22 protein-coding genes are annotated in these 23,478 nt (G+C 64.7%); 18 read left to right on the forward strand and 4 right to left on the reverse strand.

The annotated features are described in order from the left end of the window. Positions 1-24 precede the first annotated feature (24 nt). The 16 genes from deoC (at position 25) to NTD88_RS12275 (ending at position 17,135) form a co-directional block, all read left to right on the forward strand. Positions 25-801, forward strand: a complete 777-nt coding sequence (gene deoC / locus NTD88_RS12200) for a deoxyribose-phosphate aldolase (protein ID WP_262153433.1) — start codon at positions 25-27, stop codon at positions 799-801. Next, the gene (gene deoA, locus NTD88_RS12205) at positions 801-2,123 is read left to right on the forward strand and encodes a thymidine phosphorylase (protein WP_262153434.1); all 1,323 of its coding nucleotides are present in this window, start codon (positions 801-803) and stop codon (positions 2,121-2,123) included. Before deoC ends, deoA begins: the two co-directional genes overlap by 1 nt. Next, positions 2,120-3,400, forward strand: a complete 1,281-nt coding sequence (locus NTD88_RS12210; RefSeq protein WP_262153435.1) for a phosphopentomutase — start codon at positions 2,120-2,122, stop codon at positions 3,398-3,400. The genes deoA and NTD88_RS12210 overlap by 4 nt, the downstream gene beginning before the upstream one ends. Next, a complete protein-coding gene (locus NTD88_RS12215; protein WP_262153436.1) occupies positions 3,397-4,368 on the forward strand; it encodes a S1/P1 nuclease in 972 nt (323 codons plus the stop codon). The genes NTD88_RS12210 and NTD88_RS12215 overlap by 4 nt, the downstream gene beginning before the upstream one ends. Positions 4,369-4,429: 61 nt before the next feature. Beyond that, positions 4,430-5,512, forward strand: a complete 1,083-nt coding sequence (locus NTD88_RS12220; protein WP_095154167.1) for an endonuclease/exonuclease/phosphatase family protein — start codon at positions 4,430-4,432, stop codon at positions 5,510-5,512. Between the two features lie 116 nt (positions 5,513-5,628). Beyond that, a complete protein-coding gene (locus NTD88_RS12225; RefSeq protein ID WP_095154168.1) occupies positions 5,629-6,249 on the forward strand; it encodes a TetR/AcrR family transcriptional regulator in 621 nt (206 codons plus the stop codon). Positions 6,250-6,375: 126 nt separating this feature from the next. Beyond that, positions 6,376-7,287: a LysR family transcriptional regulator gene (locus NTD88_RS12230; RefSeq protein ID WP_095154169.1), complete on the forward strand. Its 912-nt coding sequence runs from the start codon at positions 6,376-6,378 to the stop codon at positions 7,285-7,287. A gap of 117 nt (positions 7,288-7,404) precedes the next feature. Then, positions 7,405-8,868: a gamma-aminobutyraldehyde dehydrogenase gene (locus NTD88_RS12235; RefSeq protein ID WP_095154170.1), complete on the forward strand. Its 1,464-nt coding sequence runs from the start codon at positions 7,405-7,407 to the stop codon at positions 8,866-8,868. Positions 8,869-8,951: 83 nt separating this feature from the next. Beyond that, complete coding sequence (gene ydcS, locus NTD88_RS12240) at positions 8,952-10,103, forward strand: putative ABC transporter substrate-binding protein YdcS (RefSeq protein WP_262128492.1); 1,152 nt, start codon at positions 8,952-8,954, stop codon at positions 10,101-10,103. Between the two features lie 152 nt (positions 10,104-10,255). Beyond that, on the forward strand, positions 10,256-11,293 hold the full coding sequence (locus NTD88_RS12245) for an ABC transporter ATP-binding protein (RefSeq protein ID WP_262153437.1): 1,038 nt from the start codon (positions 10,256-10,258) through the stop codon (positions 11,291-11,293). A gap of 1 nt (position 11,294) precedes the next feature. Continuing rightward, complete coding sequence (locus NTD88_RS12250; RefSeq protein ID WP_095154173.1) at positions 11,295-12,245, forward strand: ABC transporter permease; 951 nt, start codon at positions 11,295-11,297, stop codon at positions 12,243-12,245. After that, positions 12,235-13,041, forward strand: a complete 807-nt coding sequence (locus NTD88_RS12255) for an ABC transporter permease (protein ID WP_262153438.1) — start codon at positions 12,235-12,237, stop codon at positions 13,039-13,041. The genes NTD88_RS12250 and NTD88_RS12255 overlap by 11 nt, the downstream gene beginning before the upstream one ends. A 27-nt stretch (positions 13,042-13,068) precedes the next feature. After that, on the forward strand, positions 13,069-14,493 hold the full coding sequence (locus NTD88_RS12260) for a gamma-aminobutyraldehyde dehydrogenase (RefSeq protein ID WP_262153439.1): 1,425 nt from the start codon (positions 13,069-13,071) through the stop codon (positions 14,491-14,493). Between the two features lie 16 nt (positions 14,494-14,509). Next, the gene (locus tag NTD88_RS12265; RefSeq protein WP_262153440.1) at positions 14,510-16,372 is read left to right on the forward strand and encodes an NAD(P)/FAD-dependent oxidoreductase; all 1,863 of its coding nucleotides are present in this window, start codon (positions 14,510-14,512) and stop codon (positions 16,370-16,372) included. A 179-nt stretch (positions 16,373-16,551) separates the two neighbouring features. Beyond that, positions 16,552-16,806, forward strand: a complete 255-nt coding sequence (locus NTD88_RS12270; protein WP_095154177.1) for a type II toxin-antitoxin system HicA family toxin — start codon at positions 16,552-16,554, stop codon at positions 16,804-16,806. Next, positions 16,803-17,135 carry a type II toxin-antitoxin system HicB family antitoxin gene (locus NTD88_RS12275; protein WP_095154178.1) on the forward strand — a complete coding sequence of 111 codons (333 nt, stop codon included), beginning with the start codon at positions 16,803-16,805 and terminating at the stop codon, positions 17,133-17,135. Before NTD88_RS12270 ends, NTD88_RS12275 begins: the two co-directional genes overlap by 4 nt. 36 nt (positions 17,136-17,171) lie before the next feature. Here NTD88_RS12275 and NTD88_RS12280 read toward each other — a convergent pair whose 3' ends face one another. The 3 genes from NTD88_RS12280 to NTD88_RS12290 form a co-directional block, all read right to left on the reverse strand. Then, positions 17,172-18,278 carry an NADH:flavin oxidoreductase/NADH oxidase gene (locus tag NTD88_RS12280; protein WP_262128498.1) on the reverse strand — a complete coding sequence of 369 codons (1,107 nt, stop codon included), beginning with the start codon at positions 18,276-18,278 and terminating at the stop codon, positions 17,172-17,174. A gap of 119 nt (positions 18,279-18,397) precedes the next feature. Beyond that, the gene (gene recJ / locus NTD88_RS12285; protein ID WP_262153441.1) at positions 18,398-20,107 is read right to left on the reverse strand and encodes a single-stranded-DNA-specific exonuclease RecJ; all 1,710 of its coding nucleotides are present in this window, start codon (positions 20,105-20,107) and stop codon (positions 18,398-18,400) included. 45 nt (positions 20,108-20,152) lie between these two features. Beyond that, positions 20,153-20,695 (reverse strand): YaeQ family protein, encoded by a 543-nt coding sequence (locus NTD88_RS12290; RefSeq protein ID WP_095154181.1) that lies wholly within the window; start codon positions 20,693-20,695, stop codon positions 20,153-20,155. A 151-nt stretch (positions 20,696-20,846) separates the two neighbouring features. Here NTD88_RS12290 and NTD88_RS12295 point away from each other — a divergent pair, with 151 nt between their 5' ends. Next, positions 20,847-22,046 carry a CaiB/BaiF CoA transferase family protein gene (locus NTD88_RS12295; RefSeq protein WP_262153442.1) on the forward strand — a complete coding sequence of 400 codons (1,200 nt, stop codon included), beginning with the start codon at positions 20,847-20,849 and terminating at the stop codon, positions 22,044-22,046. Between the two features lie 23 nt (positions 22,047-22,069). Continuing rightward, entirely contained in the window at positions 22,070-22,918 is an 849-nt protein-coding gene (locus NTD88_RS12300) for a TIGR02285 family protein (protein ID WP_410017273.1), read from the forward strand. Between the two features lie 149 nt (positions 22,919-23,067). On the opposite strand, the gene NTD88_RS12305 is transcribed toward NTD88_RS12300, so the two are convergent. Then, on the reverse strand, positions 23,068-23,352 hold the full coding sequence (locus NTD88_RS12305; protein WP_095154359.1) for a DUF3509 domain-containing protein: 285 nt from the start codon (positions 23,350-23,352) through the stop codon (positions 23,068-23,070). Positions 23,353-23,478: the final 126 nt, after the last annotated feature.

Here is a 23,478-nt window from a genome sequence, read left to right on the forward strand (position 1 = left end):
TCCAATGAATGCGTGTGAACTGACATGACCGAACTCGATGCAAAGCACTCGCGCACGCTGATTGCGCTGATGGACCTCACCTCCTTGAACGACGATGACAGCGACGCGCACATCGTCGAGTTGTGCCACAAAGCTACAACCCCGGCCGGCCACGTGGCCGCGGTCTGCGTGTACCCGCGCTTCGTTGCCCTGGCACGCAAGACCCTCGATGAACTCGGCGCGCAGACCGTAGCGGTGGCCACCGTGGTCAACTTCCCCGCCGGCAGCGCACCCGTTGACGAAGTGCTCGAACAGACCCGCCAGGCCCTGGCCGACGGCGCCGATGAAATCGATATGGTCTACCCCTGGCGCGCGCTGCTGGCCGGCGATGCCGACAGCGGCTTCGCCCTGGTCCGCGCCTGCAAGGCGCTGTGCGCGGACCGCGCAGTGCTCAAGGTCATCCTCGAAACCGGCGAGCTGGCGTCCCCGGCGCTGATCCGCCAGGCCAGCCTGGATGCCATCGATGCCGGCGCCGACTTCATCAAGACCAGCACCGGCAAAGTGAAGGTCAATGCCACCGCCGAGGCGGCGCGGATCATGCTCGAATGCATCGCCACGAGCGGCACCCACGTTGGCCTGAAACCGGCGGGCGGCATCAGGACGCTGGCCGATGCGCGGGTCTATCTGCAACTGGCCGAACAGATCAATGGCCCGCACTGGATCTCGCCGCGGCATCTGCGCCTGGGCGCTTCCAGCCTGCTCGACGACCTGCTGCGCCACCTCGGCACGGACACGGCCAGCCCGACGCGAGGAGCGTACTGATGGCCTGGCTCCCACAGGAAGTGATCCGCCGCAAACGCGACGGCAAGGTGCTCGACGACGCGGATATCCGCCGCTTCGTCAGCGGCATCACCGACTTCAGCATCAGCGAAGGCCAGGCTGCCGCCTTTGCCATGGCCGTGTTGCTCAAGGGACTCAACGTCGAGGAACGCATTGCCCTGGCCTCGGCGATGCGTGACTCCGGCCGGGTGCTGAGCTGGAACCTGCCCGGGCCGGTGGTGGACAAGCACTCCACCGGCGGCATCGGCGACCTGGTCAGCCTGCCGCTCGCGCCGCTACTGGCGGCTTGCGGCTGCTACGTGCCGATGATCTCCGGGCGCGGCCTCGGTCACACCGGCGGTACCCTCGACAAGCTCGACAGCATCCCCGGCTACGACAGCCAGCCGGATATGGCGAAGCTGCGCGAGGTGGTGGCCGGGGTCGGCTGCGCCATCATCGGCCAGACCAACGACCTGGCGCCGGCGGACAAGCGCCTGTACGCCATCCGCGATGTCACCGGCACGGTGGAGTCGATCGACCTGATCATCACCTCGATCCTGAGCAAGAAGCTGGCGGCGGGCCTTGATGTGTTGCTGATCGACGTGAAGATGGGCAATGGTGCATTCATGGCCCTGCCCGGCGATGCCACCGCACTGGCCGAAAGCATCGTCGCGGTGGCCAATGGCGCCGGGGTCCGCACCCGTGCGCTGATCACCGACATGAGCCAGCCTCTGGCCCGCTCGGCGGGCAATGCCCTGGAAGTCGAGGAAGCCATCGCCCTGCTGCGCGGTGAAGTGCGTAGCCCGCGCCTGTGGGAGGTGACCCTGGCCCTGGCGGAACAGACCCTGCTCTGCGCCGGGCTCGCCAGCAGCCTCGAACTGGCCCGCGAGCAACTGCTTGCCGCCTGGCACAGCGGTGCAGCACTGCAGCGTTTCCAGCGCATGGTCGAGGCCCTTGGCGGCCCCGCCGACCTGACCGAGCGCCCCGACGCGCACCTGCCGGCCGCACCGGTGGTGATCCCGGTGCCGGCACCGCAAGCGGGCATCGTGCACAGCATCGACACCCGCGCCATCGGTCTGGCGGTGGTCAACCTCGGCGGCGGTCGACGCAACCCGCAAGATCCGATCGACCCCGCCGTGGGGCTCACCCGCCTGTGTTTCCCCGGCGAAGCGGTCGGCCCCAACCAGCCTCTGGCACGGGTGCACGCCCGCGATCTGGCCCAGGCCGAGCAGGCCGCCGCTGCGGTGCAGGCGGCCTACCGCATTGCCAGCGTGCCCTTCGAGGCGCCCGCGCTGATTTCCCGCCTGTGCCTGGAGCCGCAATGAAGCGCGCCCTGCTGCTGGTCCTCGACTCCCTGGGTATCGGCGCCAGCGCCGACGCCGAGCGCTTCGGCGATGCCGGCGCCAACACCCTGCTGCATATCGCCGAGGCCTGTGCCCGCGGCGAGGCCGATGATCGCGGACGCCAAGGGCCGCTGCACCTGCCGAACCTGGCGCGACTCGGCCTGGGTCATGCCACGGCCCTCAGTGGCGGCGTCTTCCCGCCGGGCCTGCGCGCCGACGGTCCGGTCGAGGGCGCGTGGGGTTACGCCAGGGAATTGTCCAGCGGCAAGGACACACCGTCCGGCCACTGGGAAATTGCCGGCGTGCCGGTGCTTTTCGACTGGGGTTATTTCCCCGCGCCGGAACAAAGCTTTCCACCCGAACTGCTGAACGCACTGATTACCCGCGGCCAGCTTCCCGGCACCCTCGGCAACTGCCACGCCTCGGGCACCGCGATCATCGAACGGCTCGGCGACGCGCACGTTCGCAGCGGCCAGCCGATTCTTTACACCTCGGCCGACAGCGTGCTGCAGATCGCCGCCCACGAAACCCGTTTCGGCCTGGAGCGGCTGTACGCCCTGTGCGAACTGGCCCGCGAACTGTGCAACCCCTACGGCATCGGCCGGGTCATCGCCCGGCCGTTCCTCGGCGACAGCGCCGCGCATTACCGGCGCACCGGTAACCGCCGCGACTATGCGGTGCCACCGCCGGCGCCGACCCTGCTCGAGCGCCTGTGCGCCAGCGGCGGCCAGGTGTTCGCCGTTGGCAAGATCGGCGACATCTTCGCCCACCAGGGCATCAGCCGGCAGTACAAGGGCGACGGCAACCCCGCGCTGTTCGATGCCACGTTGCAGGCCCTGGCCGATGCACCGGACAACACCCTGGTGTTCAGCAACTTCGTCGACTTCGACATGCTCTACGGCCACCGCCGCGATACTGCCGGCTACGCCGCGGCCCTCGAAGCCTTCGACCAGCGCCTGCCTGAACTGCTGGCGCAGATGGGCCCGCAGGACCTGCTGATCCTTGCCGCCGACCACGGCTGCGACCCCAGCGCGCCGGGCAGCGACCACACCCGCGAACACATCCCGGTGCTCGCCTGGGGCAACGGCGTCAGCGCCGGCAGCCTTGGCGAGCGGGAAACCTTCGCCGATATCGGCCAGACCCTGGCCGCCTTTTTCGGCATGCCGCCCTGCACCCATGGCCGCTCGTTCCTCTCGACGCCTTTCACCTCACCCTCACCCCGCGGCCAGTGCGCCGCGCCACGGAGTACCTGCAAATGAATGCACGCCAATCCCTGCGTAACGGCCTGATGCTCGTCGCCGGCCTGTGGGCCGGCCAGGTCCTGGCCTGGGGCCAACAGGGCACGGCCCTGGTCGGCGAACTGACCCAGCGCCAGCTCACCCCCGAGGCGAAGGCCGAGGCCGGGCGCCTGCTGGGCCTGATCAAGCAGACCGACTTCGCCGTGGTGGCCAACTGGGCCGGCAACCTGGACCAGAACCCACAGACCAAAGAGCTGTGGCAGCAAACCAAAAACCAGCGGCTGGTGATCTACAAGGCCGACGATTGCACCTTCCAGCTCTCGCGCGATTGCCCGGACGGCATCTGCAGCGTCGCCGCCATCGAACGGAATCGCGCCGCCCTGGCCGATCCCAAGGCGCCCAACCAGACGCGCCTGATGGCCCTGCTGTTCCTGATCCACCACACCAGCGATGCCAGCTCGCCGCTGAACAACAGCTTCAAGGACGACAAGGGCGGCTACGACTTCCCGGTCAAGGCCGGCGGCAAGACCTACAACCTGCGCCAGGTGTGGGATGACTTCCTGCTCGGCTCGGCCAAGCTGGACGTGAAGACCTACGCCGACAAGCTGCAGAAAGACCTTCCCGCAGCCGACTCGGACAACCCCGCGCAGTGGTCGCAACAGGCCTGCCAGATCGTTCGCGACGGCGGCATCTACCCGCAAAAGGCCGAGAAGAAGCGCAAGTTGCCCACCCATCGCGCCCAGGGCGATGACGACAGCGGCGATATCGACTACGCCGCCAAGAACATCGAATACAACCGCTCCGGCAAGGACTACAGCCGTGGCGACAAGCTGATGAACGAAAAACCGCGTGACGGCGCGGGCGACGGCATCGACGGCAACTACATGAGCACCTTCGTGCCGGTTGCCGAGAAACAGGTGCAGCTAGCCTCCGCCCGCCTTGCCCGACTGCTCAACGCCGCGTTGGTCGCCGGTCGTCCCGCGTCCTGAATCCCCTTTTGGCCGGGGTGGTCTTGCCGGCCATTTTTTTCTTCGCTTAACGTGAGTAGCCATGAACTCTCCAAGCCTGCGTTTCCTGCCGTTACTGCTTGCCCTCGGCCTCGCCGGTTGCGCCGCTACGCCCCCCTCCGGCACGGGCGAACAGCGTGTGTCACTGATGACCTGGAACGTCGAAAACCTGTTCGACACCGTCCACGACGAGGGCAAGGAGGATTTCGCCTACCTGCCGCGCAGCGTGAAGCAGGCACATCCCGAGTACCTGGCGACCTGCGCCAGAATCACCGTGGCGGCCTGGCGCGACGAGTGCGAGAACAACGACTGGACCGATGCCCGGCTGGACGAAAAACTCACCCGCCTGGCGGACGTCATTGGCCAGATCGGCAACGGGCGCGGTCCCGATATCCTGCTGCTGGAAGAAGTGGAAAATCTGAACGTGGTGGACATGCTCAATGCCCGCCTCGGCACGTCCGACTACCAGACCCGCGTGTTGCTGGAAGGCTGGGACGAGCGTGGTATCGACACCGCCGTGCTGAGCCGCCTGCCGCAGTGGGATCGACCGATCCTGCACAAGGTCCCCTACCGCAACGAGAACGGCGACAGCTCCGACAAAACCGGCAAGACCCGCGGCATTCTCGAAGTACGCCTGCTCCTGCCGGACGGCCAGAAAGCCTCGGTGTTCGCCGTGCACCTGCCCTCCGGCGGCGGCCCCGGCTATCTTCGGCGCCAGGCGGTGGACTACCTGGCCGAGCTCAAGCGTCAGTTGCCTGCGGATGTGCTGCCGATCGTCGGTGGCGACTTCAACATCAACGCCGGCGAAGAGCGCCAGCACCGCTACATCGCCGACCGCCTCGCCAGCACCTGGAGCGTGTCGCACCTGATCGGCTGCAACGACTGCAAGGGCAGCTATTACTACCACCGCAACCGCGAGTGGTCGTTCTTCGACATGCTGCTGTTCCCGCAGCAAATGACCACCACCGGCTTCAACGGCTGGAAGGTCGATCCCGCCAGCATTCGTCTGCCTCATCAGAGCCGCTATCAAGTGAACAAATGGGGCTCGCCGGCGCGCTTCGAGGGCGGCAAATACCCCGAGGGCGTCTCCGATCACTGGCCGATGTACGCGGAGATCCATCGCTGACAGAATTGTCCGACAAGACTGTGGCTCCAGCGACCCTGGCACGCGTCCCACGTCAACGAAATCACCCGGTGTTTGTAGTAGCGTTGCCGCCACAAGTGGCAACGCCAAGGAACGGAATGACAAACCACAAGATCAACATCCGGCGCAAAAACGTCGAGAAAATCCTCTTGGCTGCCGAACAGGTCTTCGCCGAACAGGGCCACGCGGGCACCTCCATGTCCGACATCGCCAAGCGCGCCGACCTGCCCCGCTCGAACCTGCATTACTACTTCACCACCAAGGACGACCTGTACCGCGAAGTGCTGGTCAACCTGCTCAAGGTATGGGAGCGCGAAGGCGCCTGCTTCGTGCACTTCGACGACCCGCGCGTGGTGCTGACCAGCTACGTGCGCGAAAAGATGACCCACTCGCGCATCCGCCCCCATGGCTCGAAACTCTGGGCCAACGAGATCATGCACGGCGCCCCGCTGTTCCGTGACATCCTCGACGAACACCTGTTCGCGGGCGCCAAGTTCAAGGAGAACAAGATTCGCCAGTGGGTAGAGGAAAAACGTATCCGCGACGTTGAACCGTTCGCGTTGCTCTACATGATCTGGGCCTCGACCCAGCACTACGCCGACTTCGACTACCAGGTCAGGGCGCTCAACGATCACCAGCCGCTGAGCGACGAACAGTTCGAGCGGGCCGTGCAGACCGTGACGGCGGTGGTGTTGCGGGGGATCGGACTGGAGCCCTGAGACCGCTGTCGGCCTTTCGGGCGTTATCGCTTCGCTGTGGCGTCCCGAGAAGCCAGCGCCCCAAGCCATCTAAAAAAAAGATATACACTGCCAGGCACCAACAAAACTCATAAAAGCCTCCCCGCCATGATGACCCTGCGCCAGATCCGTCATTTCATCGCCGTCGCCGAAACCGGGTCGATTTCCGCCGCCGCCCAGGCGGTGTTCATTTCCCAGTCCACGCTGACCCTGGCGATCCAGCAACTGGAAGAGGAAATCGGCGTCAGCCTGTTCAGCCGTCACGCCAAGGGCATGACCCTGACCCACCAGGGCCATCAGTTTCTGCGCCAGGCGCACCTGATCCTCGCCACGGTGGATAACGCCAAGCGCAGCCTGCAACAGAGCACCGACCAGGTGGCCGGGCAATTGACCATCGGCGTGACCAGCCTGGTCGCCGGTTATTACCTCGCCGACCTGCTCACCCGCTTCCAGCGCGCCTACCCCAACGTCGAAATCCGCGTGACCGAAGACGAACGGCCGTATATCGAGCACCTGCTGGTGGCCGGCGAAATCGACGTCGGCGTGCTGATCCTGTCCAACCTCGAAGACCGTCTGGCCCTGCAGACCGAGGTCCTCACCCACTCGCCGCACCGTCTCTGGCTGCCGGCCCAGCACCCGCTGCTGGAGCGCGACAGCATCAGCCTCGCCGATGTCGCGGACGAGCCGCTGATCCAGCTCAATGTCGATGAAATGGAGCAGAACGCCCGGCGCATGTGGGCCGGCGCTGGCTTGCAAGCGCAGATCAGCCTGCGCACGGCGTCCACCGAGGCGGTGCGCAGCCTGGTGGCGGCGGGCCTTGGCGTATCGATCCAGCCGGACATGACCTACCGCCCCTGGTCGCTGGAAGGCGACATCATCGAGGCGCGGCCGCTGGCCGACCTCAACCAGACCCTCGATATCGGCCTGGCCTGGCGCCGGGGTACGGCGCGGCCGGCGCTGGTGGACCCGTTCCTGACCGTAGCCCGCGAACCGGGCAGCGCGCGCAAGCCATCTATTTAATCGAACGCCCCCTTCAATATTTAGAATTTGTCGACCTGCGCACACCGCTCTAGGCTCTGTAAGAAATATCGCCCACCCATGTCGGGCGAATAATTAAAACAACAGAGAACTCGAAGAATGTCCGGTGCGCACTCGACCCCGCTGTCCACAGCCTTGTTGATCGATGGCGAACTGGTTGCCGGCGCGGGCCTGGCCGAGCCGATCTTCAACCCGGCCAACGGCGAAGTGCTGACGCAGATCGCCGAGGCCAGTACCGAACAGGTCGAGGCGGCGATCCAGGCCGCCCACCGCGCCTTTGCCACCTGGTCGCGGACCACGCCGCAACAGCGTTCGAACATTCTCCTGGCCATCGCCGATGCCATGCAACGGCAGGCCGATCACCTGGCCCGCCTCGAAGCCCTCAACTGTGGCAAGCCGCTGCACCTGGCGCGCCAGGACGACCTGCCAGCCGCCATCGACGTGTTCCGCTTTTTCGCCGGCGCCGTGCGCTGCCAGACCGGGCAACTGGCCGGTGAATACCTGCCCGGCTACACCAGCATGGTCCGCCGCGATCCGCTGGGCGTGGTGGCGTCCATCGCGCCGTGGAACTACCCGATCATGATGGCCGCGTGGAAGATCGCCCCGGCCCTCGCCGCCGGCAACACCCTGGTGTTCAAACCGTCCGAGCACACCCCGCTGTCGATCCTGGCCCTCGCGCCGACCCTCGCCGAGCTGCTGCCGCCCGGCGTGCTGAACATCGTCTGCGGTGGCGGCGAAGGGGTTGGCAGCCATCTGGTCAGCCACGCCAAAGTGCGCATGGTCTCGCTCACCGGCGATATCGTCACCGGGCAGAAAATCCTCCAGGCCGCGGCCAAGACCCTCAAACGCACCCACCTGGAACTGGGCGGCAAGGCCCCGGTGATCGTCTGCAACGACGCCGACCTCAAGGCCGTGGTCGAGGGCGTGCGCAGCTACGGCTATTACAACGCCGGCCAGGACTGCACCGCCGCCTGCCGCATCTACGCCCAGGCCGGCATTCACGACCAACTGGTGGCCGAACTCGGCGCGGCGGTCAGCAGCCTGCGCTTCGCCGGCAAGCGTGACGCCGACAACGAGATCGGCCCGCTGATCAGCATCCGCCAACGCGACCGCGTGGCCAGCTTCGTCGAGCGCGCCCTGAGCCAGCCGCATATCGAACGGGTCACCGGCGCCGCCGTGCATTCGGGCCCTGGCTACTATTACCAGCCGACCCTGCTGGCCGGCTGCAAGCAGAGCGACGAGATCGTCCAGCGCGAAGTGTTCGGCCCGGTGGTCACCGTGACCCGCTTCGACGAGCTGTCACAGGCGGTGGACTGGGCCAACGACTCCGAATACGGCCTCGCCTCCTCGGTCTGGACCCGCGACCTGGACAAGGCGATGCAGGTCGCCGCGCGCCTGCAATACGGCTGCACCTGGATCAATAGCCATTTCATGCTGGTCAGCGAAATGCCCCACGGCGGCCTGAAACGCTCCGGCTATGGAAAAGACCTGTCCAGTGATTCGTTGCAGGACTACAGCGTGGTCAGACACATCATGGCCCGCCACGGCGAACACCTGAGCTGAATACCGATACGCACTACGCTAACAAGACCGTTGTACCGCTTTCACTTACTGCCCCGACCATAATTTGAAAAAGAGGGAACACCATGTTCGTGCACAAGACCGCATTGCTCAGCGCCCTGAGCACCGCCCTGCTGGCCAGCGCCAGCCTGCAGGCCGCCGAACCGCTGAAGGCTGTGGGTGCCGGCGAAGGCCAACTGGATATCGTCGCCTGGCCCGGCTATATCGAGCGCGGTGAAAGCGACAAGAACTACGACTGGGTCACCGGGTTCGAGAAGGAAACCGGCTGCAAGGTCAGCGTTAAAACCGCCGCGACTTCCGACGAAATGGTCAGCCTGATGGCCAAGGGTGGCTACGACCTGGTCACCGCGTCGGGCGACGCCTCGCTGCGGCTGATCGTCGGCAAGCGCGTGCAGCCGATCAATACCGCACTGATCCCGAACTGGAAAAACATTGACCCGCGTCTGCAAGACGGCGCGTGGTACGTGGTCAACAAGCAGGTGTACGGCACGCCTTACCAGTGGGGCCCGAACGTGCTGATGTACAACACCCAGGTGTTCCCGCAGGCACCGACCAGTTGGAGCGTGGTGTTCGAACCGCAGAACCTGCCGGACGGCAAGCCGAACAAAGGCCGCGTGCAGGCCTATGACGGCCCGATCTACATCGCCGACGCCGCGCTGTACCTGAAATCGACCAAGCCGGAACTGGGCATCCAGAACCCGTATGAACTGACCGAAGTCCAATACAAGGCGGTGCTCGATCTGCTGCGCCAGCAACAGCCACTGATCCACCGCTACTGGCATGACGCGACCGTGCAGATGAGCGACGTGAAAAACGAAGGCGTGGCCGCGTCCAGCTCCTGGGGCTACATGGTCAACGGCCTGAAAGCCGACAACCAGCCTGTGGCCTCGACCATTCCGAAAGAAGGCGCCACCGGCTGGGCCGACACCACCATGCTGCACGCCGAGGCCAAGCACCCGAACTGCGCCTACAAGTGGATGGACTGGTCGCTGCAACCGAAGGTCCAGGGTGACGTTGCCGCCTGGTTCGGTTCGTCGCCAGCGGTGCCAGCCGCCTGTACCGGCAGCGAACTGCTGGGCGCCGAAGGCTGCAAGACCAACGGCTTCGACCAGTTCGACAAGATCGCCTTCTGGAAAACCCCGCAGGCTGAAGGCGGCAAGTTCGTGCCGTATAGCCGCTGGACCCAGGATTACATTGCGATCATGGGCGGGCGGTAAGCGATCGACCTCATCGCGAGCAAGCTCGCTCCTACATCCCACAGGTAGGAGCGAGCTCGCTCGCGATGCCCCCCCAAAAAAATCTCCACATCAGTTCAGTCGTCCAGGCCTGGGCCGCTGCACACCCCCATGCCTATCCGGAGCACCGCACCATGACCCTTGCAGTCCAGTTCACCCAGGTTTCCCGTTTGTTCGGCGAGGTGAAAGCCGTCGACCGGGTGTCCATCGATATCCAGGACGGCGAGTTCTTTTCCATGCTCGGCCCTTCCGGCTCGGGCAAAACCACCTGCCTGCGCCTGATCGCCGGCTTCGAACAACCGAGCCACGGCTCGATCCGCATCCACGGCGCCGAAGCCGCGGGCCTGCCGCCCTATCAGCGTGACGTCAACACGGTGTTCCAGGACTACGCGCTGTTCCCGCACATGAGCGTGCTGGACAACGTCGCCTACGGCCTCAAGGTCAAGGGCATCGGCAAACAGGAACGGCACGCCCGCGCCGAAGAAGCCCTGGGCATGGTCGCCCTCGGCGGCTACGGCGGGCGCAAGCCGGTGCAATTGTCCGGTGGCCAGCGCCAGCGCGTGGCCCTGGCTCGCGCCCTGGTCAATCGTCCGCGGGTGCTGCTGCTCGACGAGCCGCTGGGCGCCCTCGACCTGAAGCTGCGCGAACAGATGCAATCCGAGCTGAAAAAGCTCCAGCGCCAGCTCGGCATCACCTTCATCTTCGTCACCCATGACCAGACCGAAGCGCTGTCGATGTCCGACCGGGTCGCCGTGTTCAACCGCGGCCGCATCGAGCAGGTGGACACCCCGCGCAACCTCTACATGAAGCCCGCGACCACCTTCGTCGCCGAATTCGTCGGCACCTCCAACGTGGTCCGTGGCGAGTTGGCCAGCCAGTTGAGCGGCGCCGCCCAGCCGTTCTCGATCCGCCCCGAGCACATCCGTCTCGGCGATGCCGCGGCCAGCGACCAGGTGCAGATCAGCGGCGTCCTGCACGACATTCAGTACCAAGGCAGCGCCACCCGCTACGAATTGAAACTGGACAACGGCCAGTTGCTCAACGTCAGCCAGGCCAACAACCAGTGGCAGGCCGAGGCCGCCCAGTTGCAAACCGGCCAGCGCCTCGCCGCGCACTGGGCGCGGGAAGCCATGACGCCACTGGCCGAAACCGTGCTGAGCGAGGGTCGCTGAAATGAGCCTGGCCCTGGAAAAACCGGCGCTGACTGCGGCGGGATCGCCGATGCGGCGTTTCTCCACCCTGCTGTACCGCAAACCCAACCTGTACCTGGCACTGCTGCTGATCCCGCCACTGATCTGGTTCGGCGCGATCTACCTCGGCTCGCTGCTGAGCCTGCTGTGGCAAGGGTTCTACACCTTCGACGACTTCACCATGGCGGTGACGCCGGACCTGACCCTGGCCAACTTCGCCGCGCTGTTCAACCCGGCGAACTTCGACATCATCCTGCGCACCCTGGGCATGGCCGTCGCGGTGTCCATCGGCAGCGCGGCACTGGCCTTCCCGATCGCCTACTACATGGCGCGCTACACCACGGGCAAGACCAAGGCGTTCTTCTACATCGCGGTGATGATGCCGATGTGGGCCAGCTACATCGTCAAGGCCTACGCCTGGACCCTGCTGCTGGCCAAAGGCGGCGTAGCCCAGTGGTTCGTGCAGGCGCTCAATCTGGAGCCGGTGCTGCAATTCATCCTCGGCATTCCGGGCGTGGGCGGCAGCACGCTGTCGACCTCGCACCTCGGGCGCTTCATGGTGTTCGTCTACATCTGGCTGCCGTTCATGATCCTGCCGATCCAGGCCTCGCTGGAACGCCTGCCGCCGTCGCTGCTGCAAGCCTCGGCGGACCTCGGCGCCACTCCACGGCAAACCCTGATGCAGGTGATCCTGCCGCTGTCGGTGCCGGGCATCGCTGCCGGCTCGATCTTCACCTTCTCGCTGACCCTCGGCGACTTCATCGTCCCGCAACTGGTGGGTCCGCCCGGCTACTTCATCGGCAGCATGGTCTACGCCCAGCAGGGCGCGATCGGCAACATGCCGATGGCCGCGGCGTTCACCCTGGTGCCGATCGTGCTGATCGCCATCTACCTGTCCATCGTCAAACGCCTGGGGGCCTTCGATGCACTCTGAAAAAGCTTCGTTGGGCCTGCGCATCGCGGCCTGGGGCGGGCTGGTGTTCCTGCACTTCCCGATCCTGATCATCTTCCTCTACGCCTTCAACACCGAAGACTCGGCGTTCAGCTTCCCACCCCAGGGCCTGACCCTGAAGTGGTTCAGCGTGGCCTTCTCGCGGCCTGACGTGCTCGAGTCGATCAAGCTGTCGCTGCAAGTCGCCTGCCTGGCCACGCTGATCGCCCTGGTGCTCGGCACCCTGGCCTCGGCGGCGCTGTATCGGCGCAGCTTCTTCGGCAAGGAAGGCATCTCGCTGATGCTGATCCTGCCGATCGCCCTGCCCGGCATCATCACCGGTATCGCCCTGCTGTCGGCGTTCAAGAGCCTGGGCATCGAGCCTGGGATCTTCACCATCGTCGTCGGCCACGCGACCTTCTGCGTGGTGATCGTCTACAACAACGTCATCGCCCGCCTGCGCCGTACCTCGCAAAGCCTGATCGAGGCCTCGATGGACCTCGGCGCCGACGGCTGGCAGACCTTCCGCTACATCATCCTGCCGAACCTCGGCTCGGCGCTGCTGGCGGGGGGCATGCTGGCGTTCGCCCTGTCGTTCGACGAAATCATCGTCACCACCTTCACCGCCGGCCACGAACGCACCCTGCCGATCTGGCTGCTCAACCAGCTCAGCCGGCCACGTGACGTCCCCGTGACCAACGTGGTCGCCATGCTGGTGATGATGGTGACCATGCTGCCGATCCTTGGCGCCTACTACCTGACCCGCGGCGGCGAAAGCGTCGCTGGCAGCGGCAAATAACCCTGACTGCCTGACGAGGACTGAATCATGCAAACCAAGCTGCTGATCAACGGCCAACTGGTGGCCGGCGAAGGACCGGGCCACGACGTGCTCAACCCGTCGCGGGGCACCACCCTGGTGACCATCAACGAGGCCACCTCGGCCCAGGTCGATGCCGCCGTGCGCGCCGCCGACCACGCCTTCGACGCCTGGTCGCAGACCGTGCCCAAGGACCGTTCGCTGCTGCTGCTGAAACTGGCCGACGCCATCGAAGCCAACGGCGAGGAACTGGCGAAACTGGAATCGGACAACTGCGGCAAGCCCTACAGCGCCGCGCTGAACGACGAGATCCCGGCCATCGCCGACGTGTTCCGTTTCTTCGCCGGCGCCAGCCGCTGCCTCAACGGCTCGGCGGCGGGCGAGTACCTGCCGGGGCACACCTCGATGATCCGCCGCGACCCGGTCGGCGTGATCGCCTCCATCGCGCCGTGGAACTACCCGCTGATGATGGTCGCCTGGAAGATCGCCCCGGCCCTCGCCGCCGGCAACACCGTGGTGCTCAAGCCGTCCGAGCAGACCCCACTGACCGCCCTGCGCCTGGCGCAGATCGCCGCCGAGATCTTCCCGGCGGGTGTGCTCAATATCGTCTTCGGCAAGGGGCCGAGCGTCGGCGCGCCGCTGGTCAGCCACCCGAAAGTGCGCATGGTCTCGCTGACCGGCTCCATCGCCACCGGCGCCAACATCATTTCCAGCACCGCCGACAGCGTGAAGCGCATGCACATGGAGCTGGGCGGCAAGGCCCCGGTGATCATCTTCGACGACGCCGATATCGACGCCGCCGTCGAAGGCATCCGCACTTTCGGCTTCTACAACGCCGGGCAGGATTGCACCGCGGCGTGCCGCATCTACGCGCAGAGCGGCATCTACGAGCAGTTCGTGGAAAAACTCGGCAAAGCGGTTTCCAGCATCAAGTACGGCCTGCAGGACGACCCGGACACCGAGCTTGGCCCGCTGATCACCGCGCAGCACCGCGACCGCGTGGCGGGCTTTGTCGAACGTGCCATCGCCCAGCCGCATATCCGCCTGGTCACCGGCGGCAAGGCGGTGCCCGGCGACGGTTTCTTCTTCGAGCCGACGGTGCTCGCCGATGCCCAGCAGGACGACGAGATCGTCCGCCGCGAAGTGTTCGGCCCGGTGGTCTCGGTAACCCGCTTCGACGACGAAGCGCAAGTGCTGGCGTGGGCCAACGATTCCGACTACGGCCTGGCCTCGTCGCTGTGGACCAACGACACTGGCCGCGCCCACCGCGTCTCGGCGCGTTTGCAATACGGCTGCACCTGGGTCAACACGCACTTCATGCTGGTCAGCGAAATGCCTCACGGCGGCCAGAAACTCTCCGGCTACGGCAAGGACATGTCCATGTACGGCCTGGAAGACTACACGTGCATCAGACACGTGATGTTCAAGCACTGATCGACAGGAACCTTGCATGCAAATCACACGACGCGACTTTCTCAACGGCGTCGCCATCGGCATCGCGGCGGGGATGACCCCGCTGCAGATCCTCCAGGCCGCACCGGACGGACGCTACTATCCGCCGACGCTGACCGGCCTGCGCGGCAGCCACGCGGGCGCCTTTGAAGTGGCGCACCAGATGGGTTGGGAAAAAAAGACGTTCGACACCGACGCCCTGCCCATCGCCGAACAGTACGACCTGGTAGTGGTCGGCGGCGGCCTCAGCGGCCTGTCGGCGGCCTGGTTCTATCGCCAGCGTCACCCGCAAGCGCGGATTCTGGTGCTGGAGAACCACGACGACTTCGGCGGCCACGCCAAGCGCAACGAATTCAACGCCGGCGGCCAGATGATCATCGGCTATGGCGGCAGCGAAGCCTTCCAGTCGCCGAACCACCTTTACAGCAAGGAAGTGAACGGCCTGCTCAAGGCGCTGGGCGTGGACATCAAGCGCTTCGAAACCGCCTTCGACCGCAACTTCTACCCGGACCTGAAGCTGTCTCGCGGGGTGTTCTTCGACAAGGAAACCTTCGGCAGCGACAAGCTGGTGACCGGCGACCCGACGCCGATGGTGGCCGACGACATCGCCCCCGAGCGCCTCAATGCCCGCTCGATCCGCGATTTCATCAACGACTTCCCGCTGCCGGAGGCCGACCGCAAGGCGCTGATCGACCTGCACGAAGCGCCGCGGGACTACCTGGCCGGCAAGACCAAGGAAGAAAAGACCACGCACCTGGAACGCACCAGCTACCGCGACTTCCTGCTCAAGGACGTGGGCCTGTCGCCGACGGCGGTGGCCTATTTCCAGGGCCGCACCAATGACTTCATGGCCCTGAGCATCGATGCCGTGGCCGCCGCCGACGCCTACAACGTCGGCTTCCCGGGCTTCGCCGCCATGCAACTCGACCCCATCAGCGAAGAAGCCCGGGCGGAAATGGAAGAGCCGTACATCTATCACTTCCCCGACGGCAACGCCTCGGTCGCCCGGCTGCTGGTGCGCAGCCTGATTCCACAGGTAGCGCCGGGCAAGGACATGGAAGACATCGTCCTGGCGAAATTCGACTACGGCCAACTGGACCAGGCCGCGCACCCGGTGCGCATCCGCCTGAACAGCACGGCGGTGAGCGTGCGCAACGTCGATGGCGGGGTGAACATTGGCTACAGCCGTGGCGGGCAACTGACGCAAGTGCGCGGCAAACACTGCGTGCTGGCCTGCTACAACATGATGATCCCGTACCTGCTGCGCGACCTGCCGGCCGAACAGGCCAACGCGCTGAGCCAGAACGTCAAGTTCCCGCTGGTGTACACCAAGGTCGTGGTGCGTAACTGGCAGGCGTTCCAGAAGCTTGGCGTGCACGAAATCTACGCCGCGACCCAGCCTTACAGCCGGATCAAGCTGGACTATCCGGTGAGCATGGGCGGCTACGAGCACCCGCGAGACCCGTCGAAGCCGATCGGCTTGCACCTGGTCTACGTCCCGACCACGCCTAACGCCGGCATGAACGCCCGCGACCAGGCGCGGACCGGGCGGGCAAAACTTTACGCACAAAGTTTCGATCAGCTTGAGGCACAGTTGCGGGAGCAGCTACAGCGGATGCTCGGCCCCGGTGGCTTTGATCACCAGAAAGATATTCTGGCGATCACCGTCAACCGCTGGTCCCACGGCTATGCGTGCTTCACCAACAGCCTGTACGACGACGCCGGACAGACTGAAAAGTGGATGGAACAAGCGAAGAAACCGCTGGGCAACGTCACCATCGCCAACTCGGATGCGGCGTGGAGCGCTTACGCGCATGCGGCGATTGATGAGGCGTGGCGGGCGGTTGGGGAGTTGGGTTGAACCGTGGTTTGACGCAGAACCTGTAGGAGCGGCTGTTAGCCGCGAAGGGCCGCCCAGCGGCCCCAAACCCATCCAGCACAGGGTGGCTGTCTTATTCAAAGAAGCCGGCTACAACACCCTCCACCCTCTCCTACGCCCGGAAGATTGAGCAAAAACGACTGGTATCATAGTTTGATACCATGAATAATCATCAACGCAGCACCTTGAAGTTGATCTTCAGCAAACCGCTACCCAAGAGCCTTGAAGGGTCCCGTATCGAGTCACTGCTCAACAGTGTCGGAGCTGCGGTGATCGAAGGCAGTGGCTCCAGGGTTCGTTTTGATCTCAATGGAGTGATCGCGACCTTTCATCGCCCTCACCCCGACAAACATGCCAAGCCCTACCAGGTTCGCGATGCGCGCCTGTTTTTGGAGCAGGCAGGAGTGACCCCATGAACGTAATGACCTACAAGGGATATTCCGCTCGAATCGAGTACAGCGATGAAGACCAACTGCTGGTCGGTCATGTAGCAGGTATTCGCGATGTGATTGGCTTCCATGGCGAATCCGTCTCGGAGTTGCGCACTGCTTTCGAGGAGGCGGTGGATGATTATCTGCAAACCTGCGCCCGGTTGGGGCGCGAGCCGCAGAAAACCTATTCCGGAAAACTGAGCCTGCGCCTTGAACCGGAACTACATGCCAGCGTGGCCGCTAAAGCCGAGCTGGAACAAAAAAGCATCAATCAATGGGTCAATGATGTGCTGAATCAAGCAGCCCACGCCTGAAAGCGGGCAGATCGTGCGATCTGCCCCCCAACATGTTCAATCCCTCAAATCCGACTCATGAATCGGCTGCTCCCGACTGGTCGCCCGCTGATACTGCGCCGGCCAGACCGCTTTGTTGCCGCCCAGATCATCGTCCGCATGCAGCGGCCAGTACGGATCACGCAGCAGCTCGCGGGCGAGGAAGATCAGGTCAGCCTGGCCGGTGCGCAGGATGTGCTCGGCCTGGGCCGGCTCGGTGATCATGCCGACGGTGCCGGTGGCAATCTCCGACTCTTTGCGCACCCGCTCGGCAAAACGGGTCTGGTAGCCAGGGCCGGTGGGAATCTCGGCGTTCATCGAGGTGCCGCCGGAGGACACGTCGATCAGGTCCACGCCCAACGCTCTGAGGCGTCTGGCCAGTTCGACGGTTTCGTCCGGGTTCCAGCCATCCTCGACCCAGTCGGTCGCCGACACCCGCACGAACAGCGGCAGGGAATCCGGCCAGACCTCGCGCACCGCCTCGGTGACTTGCAGGGTCAGGCGGATGCGGTTGTCGAAGCAACTGCCATAGCTGTCACGCCGCTGGTTGCTCAACGGCGACAGAAACTGGTGCAGCAGATAACCGTGGGCCGCGTGGATTTCCACCACCTTGAACCCCGCCACCAACGCCCTTTTCGCCGCGGCGACGAAGGCATCGATAACGTCACGGATCTGCGATTCGCTGAGTTCGGTGGGCGGCGTGTGTTGCGGGTCGAAGGCGATTTTTGACGGTCCCACCGGGATCCAGCCGCCGTCTTCCGGCTTGACGCTGCCATGCTTGCCCAGCCACGGCCGATGGGTGCTGGCCTTGCGCCCGGCATGGGCCAACTGGATACCCGGCACGGCGCCTTGAGCGGTGATGAAACGAGTGATTCGCTGTAGCGCCGGGATCTGCGCGTCGTCCCACAGGCCCAGGTCCTGGGCGGTGATACGGCCGTCGGCGGTAACCGCCACGGCTTCGGTGATCACCAGGCCGGCGCCACCGACCGCCCGACTGCCGAGGTGCACCAGGTGCCAGTCGTTGGCGAGGCCATCGACGCTGGAATACTGGCACATGGGGGAAACGGCGATGCGGTTAGGCAGGGTCAACTGACGCAGGGTGTATGGCTCAAGCAACAGGCTCATGAGGGCACCTCTCCATGACTCCGAATGGTAGGCCGAACCGAGCGCTCATTCTTCCCTGCGGCTCAGTGCCGGTCCTACTGAGCCTAGACCAGTTTCCTACCCTCGGGTCAGCGGACCGATCAGCGCGGCTCCATGTGCGCGATCATCAACTGCACGCTTTCCTGGCCGCGGAACTCGTTGACGTCGAGCTTGTAGGCCAGTTCCACCCAGCGCACGGTGGGGTTCGGCCAGACTTCGCGGTCGACACTGAAGGCAATACCGTCCAGCCTGACCGCACCGCATTCGCTCTTGAGCACCACCTTCAGGTGCCGCTCGCCCACCACCCGCTGCTCCACCAACTGGAACACGCCGTGGAACAACGGCTCGGGGAAATGCTGACCCCACGGCCCGGCATGACGCAGGGCACGGGCCAGTTCGAGGTGGAATTCCTCGACCGCCAGGGTGCCGTCGGACAGCAACCGGCCGGTCAGGTCTTCTTCGCGCAACTGGCGGCGGACTTCCTCATCGAAGGCTTCGGCGAACGCCGGGAAGTTATCCGCCGGCAACGACAGGCCCGCCGCCATGGCGTGGCCGCCGAATTTGCTGATGAGCTGCGGATGACGCGCCGCCACGGCGTCCAGCGCGTCGCGAATATGAAAGCCCGGCACCGACCGCGCCGAGCCCTTGAGCATGCCTTCGCCAGCATCGGCAAAGGCGATGGTCGGACGGTGATAGCGCTCTTTCATCCGCGAAGCGAGGATACCGATCACGCCCTGGTGCCAATCGGCTTCGAACAGGCACAGGCCGAACGGCATGGATTCCACCGGCAGGTCCTTGAGCTGGGCCAGGGCTTCGCGCTGCATGCCCTGCTCGATGGACTTGCGGTCCTGGTTCAGTTCGTCCAGTTGCGCAGCCATGTCCCGCGCCAGTTGCGGGTCTTCGCTGAGCAGGCATTCGATGCCCAGGCTCATGTCATCCAGGCGTCCGGCGGCGTTGAGGCGCGGGCCGATGATAAAGCCGAGGTCGGTGGAGGTGATGCGCTGGTGATCGCGGCGCGCCACCTCCAGAATCGCCTTGAGCCCGGGGCGAGCGCGACCGGCGCGAATCCGCTCCAGGCCCTGGTGCACCAGGATGCGGTTGTTGGCGTCCAGCGGCACCACGTCGGCCACACTGCCCAGAGCCACCAGATCCAGCAGTTCGCCGAGGTTGGGTTGCGGTTTGTCCTGGAAGTGGCCAAGGCTGCGCAGTTGCGCGCGCAATGCCAGCAGCACATAGAAGATCACCCCGACGCCGGCCAACGACTTGCTCGGGAACTCGCACCCAGGCTGGTTCGGGTTGACGATCGCATCGGCCTGGGGCAATTCGCTGCCGGGCAAGTGGTGGTCGGTGACCAGCACTTTCAGCCCCGCCGCCCGCGCCGCCGCCACGCCTTCGACGCTGGAAATGCCGTTGTCCACGGTCACCAGCAGGTCCGGCGAACGCTGCAGCGCTACTGCAACGATTTCCGGGGTCAGGCCGTAGCCATATTCGAAGCGGTTGGGCACCAGATAATCGACATGGGCCGCACCGAGAAGACGCAGGCCGAGCACGCCGACCGTACTGGCGGTGGCGCCGTCGGCATCGAAGTCACCGACGATAAGGATGCGCTGGCGCTTGGCCAGGGCGTCCAGCAGCAGGTCCACCGCGGCATCGATGCCCTTGAGCATCTGGTACGGCAGCAGCCGGCCCAGGCTCTTGTCCAGCTCTTCCGCGCTCTGCACGCCACGGGCGGCGTACAGGCGGGTCAGCAGGGGTGGCAGGTCGCCAAGAAACGGCAGGGTGGACGGCAGTGAACGCGGCTCGATACGCATGGGACGGCTTTGGCTTCCATGAAAAACAAAAAAACGGACGGCGGCTTAGCCGCGATCACCCAGCAACCACTCCAACTGGACTTCATGCTGACCACGGTCGTCGGTGACGAAGATCGTCCCTTCGCTGATCATCACGTCCCACTTGATAGCGCGCGGCATGTTGGTAGACAGGGTTTCCAGCACCTCTTGCGGCACCGCGGCGATATTGACGTTCTTCAGGCCCTTGACCGCATCGACTACCTTGCCGGTCCACACACGCAGGCTGCCGTAAGCCAGCAGGCTGGTGCGCTCGGTGCGGCGCGAGCACCAGGTCAGGCGATCGGCGTCCGGCTGGCCGACTTCGATCCAGTGCAGAACGCGGTCATCCAGGCTCTTTTCCCACAGCGCAGGCTCATCGACGTCCGACAGACCACGCCCGAACGACAACTGCTCGTTGTACCAGAAGGCGTAGGCCAGCAGCCGCACGGCCATGCGCTCTTCGGTTTCCGAAGGGTGGCGGGCGATGGTCTGCTTGACGCTTTCGTACACGCCGCGGTCGAGGTCAGTGAGGTTCAGTTCGAATTTGTAGGTGGTGGACGGCTGGGCCATGGGGCGGGCTTCTGATAACGGGGAAAGTCGCCCAGTCTACCCGATGCGACGGCTATCAACTAAGCGAACCCACAATCATGAGCTACAACAGTATCTGAGCCTTTCGCCCTGTGATAAAAACGAGCGCCTTGCCCACCGCCACGGATGTCTTATGTCGCTGCCCAGCAAACCTCTTGCCGGCCTCAAGGTCGTCGAACTCGGAACCCTGATTGCCGGACCGTTCGCCTCGCGGATCTGTGCCGAATTCGGCGCCCAGGTGGTCAAGGTCGAGTCACCCGACGGCGGCGACCCGCTGCGCAAGTGGCGCAAGCTCTACGAGGGCACCTCGCTGTGGTGGTTCGTCCAGGCGCGCAACAAGCAGTCGCTGACCCTCAACCTCAAGCATCCCGACGGCCTGGCGATCCTCAAGCGCCTGCTGGCCGATGCCGACATCCTCATCGAGAACTTCCGCCCCGGCGTGCTGGAAAAGCTCGGCCTGGGCTGGGACGTGCTCAAGGCGCTGAACCCGAAACTGGTGATGGTGCGCCTGTCCGGCTTCGGCCAGACCGGGCCGATGAAAGACCAGCCGGGCTTCGGCGCGGTAGGCGAATCCATGGGCGGGCTGCGCTACATCACAGGATTCGAAGACCGCCCGCCCGTGCGCACCGGGATTTCCATCGGTGATTCCATTGCCGCCCTGTGGGGTGTGATCGGCGCGCTCATGGCGCTGCGCCACCGCGAGGTGAACGGTGGCGAAGGCCAAGTGGTGGACGTGGCGCTGTACGAAGCGATCTTCGCCATGATGGAAAGCATGGTTCCGGAGTTCGACGTATTCGGCTTCATCCGCGAGCGCACCGGCAACATCATGCCCGGCATCACGCCCTCTTCCATCCACACCAGCGCCGACGGCAAGCACGTGCAGATCGGCGCCAACGGTGACGCCATCTTCAAACGCTTCATGCTGGCCATCGGTCGCCCCGACCTCGCCGACGACCCGACCCTGGCCAGCAACGACGGCCGCGACCTGCGCCGCGACGAACTGTATGGCGTGATCGACCGCTGGGCCAACAGCGTGCCGCTGGACACCTTGATGCAGACGCTCAACGACGCGGAAGTGCCGGCCAGCCGCATCTATTCCGCCGAGGACATGTTCAGCGACCCGCAATACCTCTCCCGCGAGATGTTCCTCCAGGCCAGGCTGCCCGACGGCAAGCCGTTCAAGATGCCCGGCATCGTGCCCAAGCTTTCCGACACGCCGGGCTCCACCGAATGGGTCGGGCCCAAACTCGGCGAACACACCGAACAGGTGCTGAGTGACCTGGGCTACACCGCAGCGACCATCGCCAACCTGCGCGAGCAGGGTGCCATCTGACCGGGGCGCTGCGTCGACTCGGCCTGGGCGTCCTGCTCGGCGCGCTGCTGGCCGCGCCGGGCGCAGCGTGGGCGAAGGAACGGCTGATCTGGCTGCTGCGTGATTTGCCGCCGCTGACGATTTTCGAGGGTTCGCGCAAAAGCCAGGGCGCGGTGGATCAGATGCTGGCGATGCTGATCGAGCGCATGCCCGAGTACGACCACAGCATCCAGCGGGTCAACCGTGCCCGAGCCTTGCAGATGCTCCAGGAGGGCGGTTTCAATTGCGACCCGACGCTGCTCTGGACGCCCGAACGTGCGCGCTTCATCCATTTTTCGGTGCCGAGCATGGGCACCCTGAGCAACGGCCTGGTGGTGCGCAAGCAGGACCAGGCGCTGGTGGATCCTTTCCTGGCCAATCATGCCGTCGACCTCAAGGCGCTACTGGCCAACCCGCCGGCCCGGCTCGGCATGGTCGCCGAACGCAGCTACAGCACACCGATCGACAGCGTGCTGAGGACCACGCCCGCAGAAAACCTGACGCCACATTACGGCACCGATGCGGTCAGGAGCCTTCTGCAGATGCAGCATCTGGGGCGGTTGAAATGGCTGCTGGCCTACTGGCCGGAGGTGCGTTATCTGAGCCTTGAACTGGGCCAGTCATTGGACGATCTGGTGTTCTACCCGATCCAGGGCGTGACGCAGTACCAGTTCATCCACGTCGGCTGTTCCGATACGCCGCTGGGTCACGAAGCCGTTACCCACATCAACCAGTTGCTGCTGGAGCTGCGCAAGGAAACCCTGCCGCCGCTCTATGGCCAGTGGCTCGACCCACAAATGCGCGAAAGCTACATGAAGGATGCCGAACGCTTTTTCGACGATGACGCGCCGTAAACAGGCAAAAAGAAACCCCGGACGGTGGGGAGGCCGCTCGGGGTTAAACGAAGGCCCTTGGGCCTCGTGTATGACAGTCAGAAAGCATCGGAGCAAAATGCCATCTGGCCGCCTGTATAAGGTCTGATTACGTTGCTAAGGAAAGGTTCCTACAAGGTAGCCGATAAATTCCTATCCTGTCGGGCGTGTTGCCAGGCCGCGATCACACAGGGCTGCAAACGTCCTTCGGCAATGCGCAAATCGCGCTGCAAGCCGTCCACCAAGTCCACCAGCAGGCGCTGGTCCTGCAACTGGCTGGCCCTGACCGTGCGCTGCAACACTTCCAGGCCGGACTCGTCGCTCAGCGACAAGGCAAAATCGGTAGTCCCCTGGGGCGCCAGCGTGACCAGATAAGGTGCGAATGCTTCGTTGAGCAACAAGCTGACAGATTCCATCTTGTTCACTATTCACCTCGTTAGGACAAAGGGTCTTTAACTGACCCTGTGAGCGGCGGGAAAGTTCGGCCAGGTCACTTCGCTACACGTTCAGCGAGAATGCCCACGGAACATGACAGATTCAAT

Source organism: Pseudomonas sp. 20P_3.2_Bac5 (genome assembly GCF_025466035.1).
GTDB lineage: Bacteria > Pseudomonadota > Gammaproteobacteria > Pseudomonadales > Pseudomonadaceae > Aquipseudomonas.